Annotated in this window: 10 protein-coding genes and 1 riboswitch; of the genes, 8 read left to right on the plus strand and 2 right to left on the minus strand. The window is 64.3% G+C overall.

Translation table 11 applies throughout. The features are described from left to right. Positions 1 to 21: 21 nt before the first annotated feature. A complete protein-coding gene (locus HWY05_RS07285) occupies positions 22 to 681 on the minus strand; it encodes a GntR family transcriptional regulator (RefSeq protein WP_035551334.1) in 660 nt (219 codons plus the stop codon). A 266-nt stretch (positions 682 to 947) separates the two neighbouring features. Between HWY05_RS07285 and HWY05_RS07290 the strand changes: the two genes are divergently transcribed. The 5 genes from HWY05_RS07290 (at position 948) to HWY05_RS07310 (ending at position 5400) form a co-directional block, all read left to right on the plus strand. After that, positions 948 to 1877, plus strand: a complete 930-nt coding sequence (locus HWY05_RS07290; protein WP_035551331.1) for a fumarylacetoacetate hydrolase family protein — start codon at positions 948 to 950, stop codon at positions 1875 to 1877. A 96-nt stretch (positions 1878 to 1973) separates the two neighbouring features. Then, positions 1974 to 3065, plus strand: coding sequence for an ABC transporter substrate-binding protein (locus HWY05_RS07295; protein ID WP_244146544.1), 1092 nt, complete (start codon positions 1974 to 1976; stop codon positions 3063 to 3065). 94 nt (positions 3066 to 3159) lie between these two features. Next, positions 3160 to 3783, plus strand: coding sequence for a VOC family protein (locus tag HWY05_RS07300; protein WP_176057912.1), 624 nt, complete (start codon positions 3160 to 3162; stop codon positions 3781 to 3783). 22 nt (positions 3784 to 3805) lie between these two features. Next, positions 3806 to 4549, plus strand: a complete 744-nt coding sequence (locus HWY05_RS07305; protein ID WP_035551325.1) for an ABC transporter permease — start codon at positions 3806 to 3808, stop codon at positions 4547 to 4549. After that, entirely contained in the window at positions 4549 to 5400 is an 852-nt protein-coding gene (locus tag HWY05_RS07310) for an ABC transporter ATP-binding protein (protein ID WP_176057913.1), read from the plus strand. Before HWY05_RS07305 ends, HWY05_RS07310 begins: the two co-directional genes overlap by 1 nt. A gap of 147 nt (positions 5401 to 5547) precedes the next feature. On the opposite strand, the gene HWY05_RS07315 is transcribed toward HWY05_RS07310, so the two are convergent. Next, a complete protein-coding gene (locus tag HWY05_RS07315) occupies positions 5548 to 6408 on the minus strand; it encodes a spherulation-specific family 4 protein (RefSeq protein ID WP_176057914.1) in 861 nt (286 codons plus the stop codon). 57 nt (positions 6409 to 6465) lie between these two features. After that, positions 6466 to 6544: riboswitch (cyclic di-GMP riboswitch) on the minus strand. Between the two features lie 721 nt (positions 6545 to 7265). Here HWY05_RS07315 and HWY05_RS07320 point away from each other — a divergent pair. Genes HWY05_RS07320 through HWY05_RS07330 form a run of 3 tightly spaced genes read left to right on the plus strand, consistent with a single transcriptional unit; the run spans position 7266 to position 14609 of the window. After that, positions 7266 to 10034, plus strand: a complete 2769-nt coding sequence (locus HWY05_RS07320) for a sugar ABC transporter (RefSeq protein WP_176057915.1) — start codon at positions 7266 to 7268, stop codon at positions 10032 to 10034. Further along, positions 10027 to 14022, plus strand: a complete 3996-nt coding sequence (locus HWY05_RS07325; protein WP_176057916.1) for a tetratricopeptide repeat protein — start codon at positions 10027 to 10029, stop codon at positions 14020 to 14022. The genes HWY05_RS07320 and HWY05_RS07325 overlap by 8 nt, the downstream gene beginning before the upstream one ends. A gap of 35 nt (positions 14023 to 14057) precedes the next feature. Beyond that, positions 14058 to 14609 carry a transporter gene (locus HWY05_RS07330; protein WP_035551316.1) on the plus strand — a complete coding sequence of 184 codons (552 nt, stop codon included), beginning with the start codon at positions 14058 to 14060 and terminating at the stop codon, positions 14607 to 14609. The last annotated feature ends 18 nt before the right edge of the window (positions 14610 to 14627 follow it).

Genomic DNA, 14627 nt, shown 5'->3' on the forward strand with positions numbered 1-14627 from the left:
GCCTGCGCAGCGAGCCGAAACTCAGGCGTTCTCGCGTTCCGCGCGTTGCCGTTTGAGGCGGCCCAGCACCACGATCGACAGCCGCGCGGTGTGATCGCGCATGGCGTTGTACGCGCGTTCCGGTTCGGAGTTGAGGATTGCGGAAACGATCTCGCGATGTTCGTCGGTGGCCGACTCGAAGCGCGACGGCGAAGCCGGTTGCGCGGCGCGAAAGCCGGCGAGCCGCTGCCGCTGCACCGCCATGATCGACGCCAGCGACTTGCTTTGCGCGCCCTTGCAGATCAGTTCGTGGAAGTCGCGATTGAGTTCGAAGTACTCCGCTTCATCGCCGCGCGCGATCGCGGCGTTCATTTCGGTTTGCAGTTCTTCGAGCTGCTTCTTCTCGACGAGGCTCATGCGCTGCGCGCTCAGACGGCAGCACAGCGCTTCGAGTTCGCACATCGCCTCGAGCATGTCGGCCAGTTCGTCGATGCTGAACTGCGCGACCACCACGCCTTTGCGCGGCGTCAGCTCGACCATGCCGCGCGCGGCGAGCTCGCGCAGCGCTTCGCGGATCGGTGTGCGCGACGCGTTGAAGCGTTCGGCGAGCGCCGCTTCTTCGAGCTTCTGGCCGGGTTCGAGTGTGCCGTCGATGATCTCGTCGCACAGCAAACGGTAAATCCTGGAGGAGAGCGTGGTCATCGTGATGGTCGTGGGTTGAGCGAAACCGTGGGCAGGTGGCCCTCATTATGCGCCAGCGACCCAACCGCCTCAATCGCCACCGCGCATATCCGGCCTGTGCAAGCCCATGCAGTGTACGCGCGAACGTGTTCACGCCCCGATAAGTGTATACGAGGATTTTAATAAGAATACATGAGTGACTGAATGTATACGAATTGTTCGGTTCACTGATGAAGGTCCTCGGCAACTGACTGACTCCCTACAAACGCAAAAAAGCGAGGCAACACGTGACCTGGTTTGGTATCGCAACTTATGAATCGAATGGCCGCCGCGCCACTGGTCTGGCGGTCGGCGACGCGCTGTACGATGCGCAGGCGGCGTTGAAGCAAAGCGCGCCGAATGCATCCGGCGTGGGCATCGACGATGTCGGCAGCCTGATCGCCGGATGGGAAAGCGACGGCGCGGCGATCGTCGAACGGTTCGGCAACGCGGCCCGCGCGATCGAAGCCGGCACGCTCGATCTCGCCCCGCTCAGCGGCCACACGCTGTGCGTGCCGTACCAGCCGCGGCGGATTTTCGCGGCGGCGTCGAACTATTACGAGCACGCGCTGGAAATGGGCACGGAGCTGGCGCCGCGCGAGGAAAGCACGCCGTACATGTTCATGAAGGCCGAAACCAGCGTGGTGCCGACGCTCGCCAACGTGGTGATTCCGCCGCACGCGGAGCGGGTCGACTGGGAGGTCGAGCTGGCGGTGGTGATCGGCAAGACCGGCCGCCATATCGCGCAGCAGGACGCGTACGACTACATCGCCGGCTACACGATTCTGAACGACGTCAGCGCGCGCGACCTGAATCGGCGCACCGACTATCCGTTCAAACACGACTGGTTTCGCGGCAAGAGTTTCGATACCTTTGGTCCACTCGGGCCGTGGTTCGTGCCGCGCGCGTGTATCGCCGAGCCGCAGAATCTGCGCATGCGCCTCGCGGTGAACGGCGAGATGATGCAGGACGGCAATACGTCCGGGATGATTTTCAACATCGCCGAGCAGATCGAATATTTATCGACGATCCTCACGTTGCAACCCGGCGATCTGATCGCCACGGGCACGCCGACCGGCGTCGGCATGGGCCGCGGCATTTATCTGAAGGCGGGCGACGTGATGGTCGCCTCGATCGATGGTATCGGCTCGATTGAAAATCCACTGGTAGCGGGCTGAGCGGCGTCACGCTTGCCGCGCTTCTTTTTTCACTCCATTCCTGAACGGGGACACGACATGTTGCAGCGGATACGGCGCGCGTTTTTGCAGCGGATCATGCAGCGGCCGATTCGGCCGCTCATGCAGGAGATGCCGCAGCCGGTAGCGAAGCGGACTTCGGCGCGGCTCGTGCCACATGCCGTGCGGCCGGCGCGGTCCGCGCGGCGTATCGCAGCGAGCGCGGCAGCGCTCGCTGCCGTCGCGCTGTTGGCAAGCGCTCAGGCGCAAGCCGCCGACGCCGTGCGCGTCAATCTCGCGTGGCTGCCGCAGGGCAGCACCGGCGGCATTCTGCTCGCGCAATCGAAGGGCTATTACCGCGAGGCGGGGCTCGACGTCAGCGTGATGCGCGGCTACGGCGGCCAGCGCACCGTCAATGAAGTGGATGGCGGTCTGTTCGAGTTCGGCTACGGCGATCCGGTGAGCGTGATGCTGAACCGCGCGCATGGCGGCCATGCGGTGATGGTTGGCGCGATCAACACGCGCTGGCCGGGGGCGATGTGTTATCTCGAACGGCCCGGCTTCAAGGTAAATTCGCCAAAGGATCTGTCGGGGCTGACGCTCGGCGGCGGTGGGGCGTCGCCGGTGCAGAACATCATGCCGGCGTGGCTCAAACAGAACGGCCTCGCACCGGACGCGATCAAGACCGTGCGGCTCGACCCGGCCGTGATCAACACGGCGCTGCTGCAAAAGCGTATTGATCTGTCGGAGTGTTGGGAGGGCGCGAGCCTGCCGGTGCAGGTGGCGCTGGCCAAGCGCGCCGGTCAACAACTCGGCCGCGTGTTCTATCGTGATTTTGGTCTGGATATGATGGGCAACGGCCTCGTGACCACCGATACCTTCGTGGCCCAGCATCCCGACGTGGTCAAGCGTTTCGTCGCCGCGACCTATCGCGGCTATGCGCTGATGCGCGAGCATCCGCAGGAAGCGGCGGATGCGATCGCCGCGCAGTATCCGGTGCTCGACAAGACGATCCTGCTGCAACAGATCGTCGAGACCAACGGCCTGATTACCGACGACCCCGCCGACCACAAGACCGGCTGGCTGCGTCCGGCGCGCATGGAGTCGACGGCGGCCTTCGTGTCGCGCGCGTTCGGCACTGGCGCGAAGGTGAAGGCGGTCGATCTTTATACGAACCGATTCGTCGAATGAACCCGATCGGGAGGATGTGCTTCGCTCGGGCATCAGATGGGCGGCACGTCTTCCAACCAGCTCGCGCGGAGCGTGAGCGCAATGGAGACAGGCAATGAACAGTTTGCGTCCGAAGCGACTTGGACACATGGTGCTGATGGTGCGCGACATCCAGAAGTCCGCGCGGTTTTATACCGACGTGCTGGGCCTCAAAGTGTCCGACTGGATCGGTGATCAGATGGTGTTTCTGCGCGCCGGCAGCGATCATCACGATCTCGCGCTCGCCCAGCTACCGAAAGATTCCGCCGACTTCGACGATCTGCCGCGTTACTCGCGACCGGGTCTGGAGCACTTCTCGTATCTGATCGACAGCTACGAGGAAATGGAGCGCTCGGTGAAGGTGTTGCAGGAGCATGGCGTGGAGATCGTGCGCGGCATCGGCCGGCATGGTCCGGGCAATAACCTGTTCCTCGTGTTCAAGGATCCGGACGGTAATAACGTCGAGGTGTACTGCGAGATGACGCAGATCGGCGAGCGCGACGCGCACGAACCGCAAGTGTGGGAGCGCACGATCGAATCGTTCGATCAGTATCGCTTCGAGCGTTTCGTCGTACCGCCGCCGCCGCATCTGGTGGCGCAGAAGCAGGCGCAGGCGTCGGCGCAGAACGAGGCACAGGAAGCGGGTTCAACCGACCCTGCCGCCGACCCCGCACCGCGCGATCCGTCCGCTCATCCGTAATTCGAAACCCTTCGGAACCCTCATGAAGCGATTGATCGAAACCGTCTCGTTCTGGGTCGTGATCGGCCTGATCTGGGAATTCGGCGTGCGCTGGACCGGCACGCGCGACTACGTGCTGCCGGCGCTCTCGCAAGTGTTCGCGGCCGGTTGGGAAATGCGCGGGCAGCTGCTGTCGGACACGCTCACGACCGCCTGGGAAGTGCTCGCCGGTTTCGCGCTGGCGCTGGTCGGCGGTCTCGCGATCGGCTTGCTCGCCAGCATGTCGAGCATCGCGCGGCGCACCCTGTTTCCGCTCGTCACCGCATTGCAAAGCATGCCGAAGATCGCGCTCGCGCCGTTGCTGATCGTCTGGTTCGGCTACGGCTTCGCGTCGAAGCTGGCGGCGGCCGTGCTGTTCGCGTTCTTCCCGATCGTGATCGCGACGATGGGCGGACTCGCCGGTGTGCCGCGCAATCTCGACGAGCATTTCCGCGCGCTCGGCGCGTCGCCGGCGAAGACCTTCTGGCACTTACGCTTGCCGGCCGCGCTGCCCGCGCTGATCGACGGGTTGAAGATCGCGATGCCGCTGGCGGTGATCGGTGCGATCGTCGGCGAATTCATCGGCTCGGAGTCGGGGCTTGGCCATCTGATCGTATTCGCGACGTCGAATGCGCAGACGGCGTTGTCGTTCGCGGCGATCCTGATGGTGACCGGGTTGGCCATGCTGTTTTACTGGGCCGTCGAACTGGTGTCGCGCGGCGTGTGGTGGAGAGGAGTGACAGTCTGATGGCGATGGTCGACAAGTTGCGTATCGTGGAGCGCGCCCCGGCAAGCGACGCGTCGGTTCAAGCGTTGCCGCGCGACGGCACGGCGCCCGCGCTGATCGCGGTGGAGCAGGTGGGCAAGCGCTTCGCCGCGCGCGGCGGCGCGCAGGCCTTCAGCGCGCTCGACGACGTCTCGATGCAGATTCGCCAGGGCGAGTTCGTGTCGATCCTCGGCCCGAGCGGCTGCGGCAAGAGCACGTTACTGCGCATGGTGGCGGGCCTCGTGCCGTGCGACGCCGGCCGGATTCTGCTCGGCGACGAGCCGATCAACAAACCGGTGCCGGATATCGGCGTGGTGTTTCAGACCAGTAATCTGCTGCCGTGGCTGACGGTCGGGGCCAATATCCGGCTTGGCGCGAAGCTGCGCAATCTGCCGCGCGCGCAGGTCGAGGCGCGCTTGCCCGCGCTGCTGGAAACGCTCGGTCTGACGGCGTTCGCCGATCGCTATCCGCACGAGTTGTCGGGCGGCATGCGCCAGCGCGCGGCGATCGGCCAGATTCTGCTGCTGCAGCCGCGCGTGATGCTGATGGACGAACCGTTCGGCGCGTTGGATGCGCTGACCCGTGACCGCCTGAACGTCGAGCTGCTGAGAATCTGGCAGCAGAGCACGCTCACGGTGTTGCTGGTCACGCACAGCATCCACGAGGCGGTGTTTCTGTCGGACCGCGTGCTGGTCATGTCGGAACGACCGGGTCGCGTGATCCATGACGTCAAAATCGATTTGCCGCGTCCGCGCCAGCCGGAGCAGGTCAAGAGCGATCCGCGCTATGGGGCATATGTCTCGCAGTTGTCCGGGCTGATGGGCGTGTTCTAGATCACGCGGCGGCGCTACGAAAAGAGCGGCAGGCATCGTGGATGCAAGCCGCTCATTCAGCGGGTCAATCCGCCGCGACCGGCGTGTCCGGTGCGGCAGGGTATCGACATCTCGACCTATCAACCTATCGACCTACTGTTCGCGTGGTCAGGGCGCGATTGCGTTCGTGACTTCGGCGCTCCAGTAGGGCGGCAGCGCCTTATAAGGATTGGAGCCGCCCAGCGAGGTCACGTACACGCCGCCCGCGCCGTGCGTGCTCGCGTATTGCACGATGCCCGGCATTTGCGCGGCCGTCGCGCTATACACCATGTGGATGAAGCGGGTTTTCGGATACGCCGCCTGCCAGCTCAACGGCTCGTATTTCGCATAAGCCTTGGCGGTGCTTTCGAAAACGACGAAGGTGTCCGCCGTCGGCAAGCTCGCGTACAACTCCGGAATGTTGGTGCCCGGATTGGCGGTCACCGAGTACGTCGCGTTCAGGCCTTTGATGTAGTTGTAGAGCGACTGGTAGTACTGGATGTGCGCGATTTTGCTGTCGTTCGACATCTCGTCGATAAAGAAGCCGTCGACCTTGTAAAGCGCTACATACGCATTGATTTCGGCCACGACTGTGGAGAGCGAGCGCTTGCCATACGACGTGTGTACATAGCCGACCACCTTGCCGCCCGCCGCGCGAACCCTGGCTGTCGCGGCCGCGTAGTTCGGGTCGGTGGTGGTGCCGGGGCCGTTGTCCGGATTCAGGATGGCGGTGGTCGATACCTGATGAGCCGAGGTGACCATGCTGTTCCAGTCGGCCACGCTTTTTGTCGCGTTGAAGTAGGAAGGCACCACCAGACTGAGCGCGGCCGTGGTGCCCGCGAACGCCGTGCCGTGCAGACAACCGGCCAGCATGCAGGCCATCAGCGTGGCCCGTTTCAGCGCTTTGCCGGCGCGGGTCGCGCGGCGCTTCGTTTCGTTGGATTTATGAACAGCAACGCCGAGCGTACCCAACCCCTGGATTTTTTTCATCTGGCCTCCTGACCCGGTCTGTCGATGACCGTTGTCGATTGGCCCGCCGCGGTTACGGCGGGCAACTGGCAAACTCCCCAAGGGAGTCCCTATAGTTTTGCGTCGCCGGATCACTCCGGGTTTGCCAACTGCGCTAACGGCAATGCCCGCCGATTCCTTTAGGGGCTCGGCCGATAAATCATCTTGCATACGATGCCGCCGCGCCGATCCTGTCTTCGGACCCGCCGTCGGCTGCGGCGGAGCGGCTGAGACCAGGGTCTTCCCGATTCGCCGAGATTTTTTCTTCCGGTGTGGCGCGTGCGATGGATGAAATCGATTTTCGTCTGGTATTACGATTTATTACTTGCTGGGTCCGGCATTGGGGAAAGTTCGCCTTTTGCAAATTAAGGAGAATTGGCTTTTGCGAAACGATGTAAAAAAATCGCTAAAGCTTATTTGAAAAACGAACGGTGGTGCAGTTTTTACCCAATTATTGATCAGATGATTTGAGCGTGTTCATGGTGACTCGGGTTTGAGTGCGGCGTATTCCCAACACATCAGGCCAGGCTTTGCCGGACAGGGGATTTGCCGCGCAATCGTTTGCCTTGAGATTCAAGCAGATGCATTGCGTTGTATTCAGCCGCGGGAATGTCAACAATGGCTGAAGCTAGCTTGAGACGACTCAACTCATGTGCTATCTTCCACGGCCTTAACAAGAAACAAACACAGGCCGGTTTCGCATCCGGCGCGACGCCGCATTGGGTTGCGTAATTAATGCCAAACAGGCCGGCTCAAAAATCAGCAAGCGGAAATTTTCTCCCTGTGGAGATATCGCCGCTCGTGTTCAGTCAGCAGAGAACGGGGAAAAGATTTTGGCTATGAAGAAGCGGACCGGGACACGGGCCGGCGGGAATTCTCGCAAGGTAGCTGAACGAACCGGCAAACGGTTTTTCCAGCGCACCTTGATTGCAGTGCTGCTGGGTTCGAGCGCCGTTGCCCCGCTTGGCGTTCACCTCCAGGCCGCGCCGTTGCCGTCGGCATCGGCCGCGAATGGCGTTGCCACAGCCCCGCCGAATCTCGCTTTCTTCTACGCGGCCAATCCGCCGGTCGGCGAACTGCAGGCTTTCGACGCCGTGGTGGTCGATCCCGCCACGGGATTCGAGCCGCTGGCTCATCCGCTGCGCCATACCACGTGGATCGCGCGCACGACCGCCGGCCAGCCCGGTGACACCGCCGAAGCGTTTATCACCAGTCAGGTCGAGCCGTTGTGGCGGCGCGGCTATCGCGGGTTCCTGCTTGAAACGCCAGTCGCGATCGCCGCGGCCGCGCGCATTCGCGAGATGCATCCGGATGCGCGACTGGTCGCCGGTGGCGCCGACGTCACGCAGGCCGCGCTGCCGTATGCGAAATCGCTGTACGCGGTGGTCGGGGAGTCGCTCGTTCGTGGACTGGACGATAGCGGCCGGCCGGTCGAGGTGCCCGAAGCGCAGCGCGCGGATCGCCTCGCGAAGGCGCGTGCATTCACCCAGCAGACCGGTGTGCCGGTCGTCTCGGTCGAGTACTGCACGCGCAACGACCGTCAGTGCGCCCGCGAAACCGCGGCTCGCGTGGTGGCGGCCGGCATGCTGCCGTACGTGACCAGCCGCGCGCGCGACGTGGTCGGCATCGGCAGGATCGAAGTGTTACCGCGCAAGATTCTCGTCGTTCAGGACCGCGACACCAAAGAACCGCTCGACTTGAGCGCCGGTGTGCGCGATCTGGCCACGCCGCTCAATTACATGGGCTACGACGTCGAGTACGCCGATTTCTCGTCGCGTCTGCCTGACAACATTTCGCCGGATCGCTATGCCGGCGTGGTCGCGTGGATCCAGCGCGGCGCGGCGCCGGACCCCGAAGCCTGGCAACGCTGGGTCGCCGCCCGCGTGGCGGATCACGTGCCGGTCGCGTTTCTTGGTCAGTTCGGTTTCGACGCCGCCGGTTCGGCCGGCGCGGCGCTCGATCTGCAGGACGTGAGCGGCACGCTGTCCGCGCCGGTCTCGGTGGTCAAGAGCGATCCCATGGTCGGCTTCGAAATCAATCCGAAACCCGAGCCGCGCGATTTGCTGGGTGTGCGTGTCGGACCGCACAGCCAGTCGCTGCTGCGCATCTCGGCCAATGGCGTGCTGGTCGACCAGATCGCGCTCACCCCGTGGGGCGGTTACGCGCTGAGCCCTTACACCGTGGCCTCGCTCGACAGCATCGAGCAGGAACGCTGGGCGATTCAGCCGATGGCTTTCATGAAAGCCGCGCTGCATCTGCAAGACCTTCCGTCGCCGAGCGTCACGACCGAAAACGGCCGCCGCCTGTTCATGTCGCATGTCGACGGCGACGGCTTTGCGTCGCGCGCCGAATTCCCGGGTCCCGATTATTCGGGCGAGGCGCTGTACCAGCAGATTTTCAGCCGCTACAAGGTGCCGATGACGCTGTCGGTCATTGAAGGCGAGGTCGGCGCGAAGGGACTGCATGCGGACATCTCGCCGCGTCTCGAAGAGATCGCCCGCAAGATGTTCGCGCTGCCGAACGTCGAGATCGGCACGCACACGTATTCGCATCCTTTCCAATGGGAACATGTCGACAACAAGACCGGCGCCCAGGTGGACGTGGGCGGCGGCGATGCGGCGTTCTCGCTGAATATTCCGGGATATAAATTCAATATCGACCGTGAGATCACCGGTTCGATCGACTACATCAACTCGCGTCTCGCGCCGCCCGGCAAGAAGACCGTGATGCTGCAATGGTCCGGCGATTGCCAGCCGCCCGCTTTCGTCGTGCGCAAGGTGTATGAAGCCGGCGTCTATAACTTCAACGGCGGCGACACCGTTATCACGAAGTCGGCCAACAGCTGGACTAATATCGCGCCGATCGGCGTCGACAAAGGTCCGGGCGCCTACCAGGTGTATGCGCCGAACCAGGACGAGAACGTCTACACGAACGACTGGCAAGGCCCGTTCTACGGCTTTACGCGCGTACTCGAAACCTACGCGATGACGGACCGTCCGCTGCGTTTCAAGCCGATCGACGTCTACTACCACATGTATAGCGGCACCAAGGTGGCGTCGTTGCGCGCGCTCGACCAGATCTTCTCGACGGTGCTCAAGCAGCCGGTGCTGCCGGTGTATGTGACCGAGTACATCCGCAAGGTGCTGGACTGGCGCACTTTTGCCGTGGCGAAAGAGGTGGGCCCGCAAGGCGGCTGGGTGGTGCGTGGCGACGGCTCGGTGCGCGAGCTGCATTGGCCGCAGACTGCCAGACCGTCGCTGGATGCGGCGCAGGGCGTGACCGGTTTCTCTAACGGTCCCGACGGCACCTATATCCATATCGACGACGGCAGTGCGCGCTTCGCGCTCGGCGGCGCGGCGAGCGTGCCGTATATCGCCGAAGCCAACGGTTTCGTGCGCAATTTCCGCCGCACGCCGCAGGGTATGCATTTTGAATTTGCCGGTCACTATCTGCCGTTCGTCAAGCTGGCGAACGCGCAGTCGTGCAGGATCAGCATCAACAACCAGCCGGTTGCGGCCCGTCGCGACGGTGATTTCCTGCGTTTCGACACGCCGGCCGACATCGGCACGAAACTGAACTATCTGTCAGTCGAGGCCGCCTGTGGTTGATACCCGCCCTCGCATCGCGCCGACCTGGCTCGTCCTGCTGCTCGCGGGTGTCGTGCTGATGACGCTGTACCTCGTGCATCCGCGCGGGGGTCTGCGTAGCCGGATGACCTCGACCGACGCGCCGAGCGACCTGAGCATTGCTTATCTGGAAGCCTGGCTGCGCGTGCAGCCCGATAACGCCGAGATTCTGTCGGTGCTCGGCACGCAATACGTGCAGCTGGGCCGCAACGAAGACGCGAGGCGGATCGCCGTGCGCATGGCGGCCATGCCGTCCGAGGCGATGCGCCGCTCGGCGCAGTTGCTGCGTCTGACCGTCGATACGCGCGAGATTTTTGCGCTGCCCGTCAACGCCCCGGAGCGCGACGCTGCGCTGGTGCGTCTGCGCGCGCAGCTCGCGAATGCGGCCGCGTCGTCGTGGTCGACCGCCGACCTGCAGGTGCTGGCCGAGATGGCCGCATCGGTGAGTGCGCAACAACTCGCGGAGCAACTGTATGCGCGCCTCGCGGTCCAGGACCCGGTGCAGCAAACGCGCTGGAACCGCGAAGTGGTGCGCTTTGCGATGTACGGCGGCGACTATCGCGGTGCGGCCGACGGCTGGTTCCGTCTGCAGGCGAACGCGGCGACGTTCGACGCGCAGCGGCACTGTTTTATCGAAGGCATCCGGGCGCTGCAGGGCGGCAATCTGCTCGACGACGCGCTCGCTGCCGCCGACCAGCACGGCGCGGCTTTCGCGCACGATCACGAGACGCTGATCGTGTTGCTGAACCTGGCGCGCGCGGCGCATCGGCCGGATCTGGTCGATCGTTACGCGAAGGCGCTGGCCGGCTATGCGCAAGCTCAGCCGGACAACGGCGGTGCGCTGCGGCTGGTCGCGTTTATCCGCGAGCGCGAGCAGCTTGACGGCTCGCAACAGCCGTACGCTTATAGGGACGGTCCGCAAGCCGGTTCCGGCCGGGTGATGCGGATCGGCACGCACGGCCGGGGTGACGCGCACGTTGTGCGGGTGGCCGCAGCGGTGAATGCTGCGGGTGCTTCGTCGGTCGCGGCGGCATCGGGCACGAGCGTGGCATCCGCTGCGCCGGCAGCCTCCGCGTCGAGCTCCGCCGCCGCGTCGGGGACCGACGTCCAGGGCCTGCTGTATCAGTCTTTCCTCGAATCGAACGATTTGCCGAACGCGCAGCGCGTGGCGACCGCACAGGTCCAGAAGAATCCGGGCTCGGCGGTGTGGGCCAAACGCCTTGCTCAGGTCGCCGAATGGAATCATGCGTCGCCGCTCGCGTTGCAGATGTGGCTCGCCTACGCGCAGATCACGCAGGATCCGGACGGCTGGAAAAACGTGATGCGCCTCGCGCCGATGCTCAACGACGACAACGCCTATCTGGCGGCGTTGATTCAGGCGTCGAATGCGGCGCCCGGCGATCTGAAGCTGCTCGATTCGGTGGTCGCGACCTACGAGCGTCTCGGTCGTCCTGACGACGCGCTGACTTTCCTGCGCGGCCGTCAACACAATTCGCCGGCCGAAGCGATCGATTCCCGCCTGGGGCTGCTCGCCGAGCGCTCCGGTCACGACGACGAAGCGCTGACCTATTACCGCAAGCTGAATCAGCTCTATCCGGACAACACGCAATACGCGCTGCGCACGGCGAGCATGCTGTATCGTCACGGCGACTATAAAGGTGCGCTCAATGCACTCCTCGCGGCTCGCAAGGGTGCGAAAGACAACGACGTGCTGTTCTGGCGCAATGCCGCGCAACTCGCCCGTCTTCTGCAACGCGACGACATGGCAAACGACGCGTACAAGCATCTGTTGGCAAGCAATCAGGCGACACCCGAAGACCTGAGCGCGATGACGTACTTCTACGACGCGTATCCGATCGATGCGGCTCGCACGTCCGAACTGCAATTCCGTCGCGACCAGTCGCTACTCGCGCTGCAGGGGGCGATTCACTATTACACCATCGCGGAGCAGTTCGATCGCGTCGCGCAGTTGCTGGCAAGCCTGTCGCCCGCGCAACTGAGCGCGGCCGAACGCGATCCGGCTTTCCTGCAGGCGCGGGCCGAATATTATCTCGAGGTCGACCGTCCGTACGACGCGCTGCACGACCTGCAGGCCGCCTCGACATTGCCCGGCGCCACGCTCGAGTTGCGCGCCGCGTTGCTGTGGACGCTGGTCGACTACGGCAGCGGAGCGCAACTGCGCGACGCGGTGGCCGAGTGGCGCGACGCGCCCGCCCAGGCGCCCGCCTTGTGGGGGCCGCTGGCCGCCGCGCTGATGCGTCTGAACCGGCCGGAAGCGGCGCTCAGGTATCTGCGCCTGCAGTCGGCTTCCATGTCACGCGATCCGCTCTGGCAACTGACCTACGCGGAAGCGCAGGAGATGGCCGGCCGTGGCGATCGCGCGTGGTCGATCCGGCGCAATGTCTGGCGCCAGATGCAGCAGGAAGGGGCCGACATCCGCGCCAATAACGCGGCGGGTCAGGTCGCGTTGCGCACGCGGACGACGCAGGGCGGGGACGTGCGGGAGCAGTTGCTCGGCCGCCGCGTGACGCTCGCCTCGATCTTCGAGAACGGCGATGTGTCGAAGGCATTCCTGACCGATCTGCTCGCCTCTGACGCCGGTCGCAACGACCACACCGAGGTGCGCCGCACGCTGCTCGGCGATACGCCGGGCCTGCCGCCCGCGCAACTCAAGCCGGCAAAAGCCGCGACGGCGGCGCCGGATCAGGGGCGTCTGACTTCGTCGGTGGCGCGCGATGTGGCGCTGGCCTGGGCGATGTCTCAGGAAGCGAATCCGCTGGCGAAGCGCTGGCTGGCTCGCCAGTACGCGTCCGTGCTGTTGCAGCCTTCGGAGCAACTGATCGCGATCGCGCTCGCCGAGAACGACAAGCCCGCCATGGAGCGTCTGCTGGATCAGCAAGGCTCGCACTTGCCGCTCTACAACCGGATCGACGCGTCGATCGAGGTGGACCGTCCGGGCGCGGCCGAAGATCTCTCGTTTCAGGGACTCGAAGGCGCCCCTGACGATTCGGAAATGCATACCCGCCTGCAGCAGACCGCGTTGACCTGGCCGCAATCGCTCGATGCCACGGTCACGAGCTATGTCGAGCATCCGCTCGACTACATCGAACAAACGCTCGCGGGCAGCATCAAGGTGGCCGATCTGTACATGGTCGGCGTGACGGGTGTTCAGCGCTTCCAGCATTCGACCGATACCTCGCAGCTTACCGAGGTGCCGGCAATCGATCGCTCGGTGGAGTTTTTCGCCCGCCGGCAAACCTACGACACGGCCTTCCAGGTGAGCGCGGGGCGCCGCGAGGCACTCGACAGCTTCTACACCGTCGCGGTGGGCGCGGAGTGGGGCAGAAACTCGCCGCTGTCGTTCGAGCTCAAGGCCGGCCGTAACCAGACGGCGTTGGAATCGCAGGCCCTGCAGATCGGCGGCATGAAAGACAACGTGATCGGCACGGTCACCTATCACGCCACGCAGCACCTGTATGCAACCGGCACCGTCGAAGCCGACCGCTTCTATAGCCAGGCGCGTCACTACCTCGGCAGCGGCGTGCTGTCGACGGGCGAAATCGGCTATCGGATCCGCACCAACTATCCCGATTACACGATACGGCTGATCGGCGCGCACGGCGACTACAGCGCCAGCGGCGCGGCCGACGGCCTGATTTCGCGGCTGATTCCGGTGGCCGCCGGTCCCGCCACCGCGGCGTCGTTCGTCCCCCAGACGTACTCGCAATACGGGCTGTTCTTCGGTTTCGGCAACGATCTGATCGATCAGTACACGCGCGCGTGGCGGCCGTTTCTCGACGTCGGCATGCTGCACGACACGCTCCAGGGCTGGGGGCCGGAAGTCAGCCTGGGGCTCGCGGGCACCGTGTTCGGCGGCGACCATGCGGCAGTCTTTTTCTCACATCAGCGTGTGTCGCGTCTCGGCACGCCTGTGACCCAGATCGGCGCGCGTTATAGCTGGTTTTACTGAATCCCGGTTTCGAATCCATCCAAGGAGAATTCTTCATGTACGGCATCAAACAATTGGCTCGAACCAGCGCCTGGTGTGTCGCGGCAACCACGCTGGCCCTGATCGTGAGCGCCTGCGGCACGGTCCGCCAGACCTCGGGTCCGACGCTTTCGCGCGGCGACAAAGTGGCGGTGGTGTCGATCGCCAACTACACTGAAACGCCGGACGCCGGCCACAGCGCCGAGTCGATCGCGGCCAACACGCTGCGCGTCGGCGGCATTGCGGACGTGCGTATTGCGCCGGCCGATGCCAGCCGCAACGCGATGTTCGACACGACGCAACGCGGCGACGGCGACAAGGCGCTCGACTGGGCGCGCTCGCAGAATGCCCGTTACGTGCTCTCGGGCGCCGTCGAAGAATGGCGTTACAAGACCGGCGTGGACGGCGAGCCGGTGGTCGGCGTGACGTTCGAACTGATCGACGTATCGAACGGCGCCGTGGTGTGGAGCGCAACGGGTACGCGTACCGGCTGGAGCCGCTCGGGTCTGTCGAGCGTGGCCAGCTCGCTGATCGCCAAGGTGCTGTCGCCGTTGCAGGCGCGTCAGTAAGCTTATCCCCGGGTGGCC

Source organism: Paraburkholderia sp. BCC1876 (genome assembly GCF_902833695.1).
Classification (GTDB): Bacteria; Pseudomonadota; Gammaproteobacteria; order Burkholderiales; family Burkholderiaceae; genus Paraburkholderia.

Excerpts from the sequence above, each read along its gene's own strand:
- HWY05_RS07310 (WP_176057913.1), top strand. The coding sequence starts at position 4,549 with ATGGCGATGGTCGACAAGTTGCGTATCGTGGAGCGCGCCCCGGCAAGC.
- HWY05_RS07285 (WP_035551334.1), bottom strand. The coding sequence starts at position 681 with ATGACCACGCTCTCCTCCAGGATTTACCGTTTGCTGTGCGACGAGATC.
- HWY05_RS07330 (WP_035551316.1), top strand. The coding sequence starts at position 14,058 with ATGTACGGCATCAAACAATTGGCTCGAACCAGCGCCTGGTGTGTCGCG.
- HWY05_RS07320 (WP_176057915.1), top strand. The coding sequence starts at position 7,266 with ATGAAGAAGCGGACCGGGACACGGGCCGGCGGGAATTCTCGCAAGGTA.
- HWY05_RS07315 (WP_176057914.1), bottom strand. The coding sequence starts at position 6,408 with ATGAAAAAAATCCAGGGGTTGGGTACGCTCGGCGTTGCTGTTCATAAA.
- HWY05_RS07300 (WP_176057912.1), top strand. The coding sequence starts at position 3,160 with ATGAACAGTTTGCGTCCGAAGCGACTTGGACACATGGTGCTGATGGTG.
- HWY05_RS07305 (WP_035551325.1), top strand. The coding sequence starts at position 3,806 with ATGAAGCGATTGATCGAAACCGTCTCGTTCTGGGTCGTGATCGGCCTG.
- HWY05_RS07295 (WP_244146544.1), top strand. The coding sequence starts at position 1,974 with ATGCAGCGGCCGATTCGGCCGCTCATGCAGGAGATGCCGCAGCCGGTA.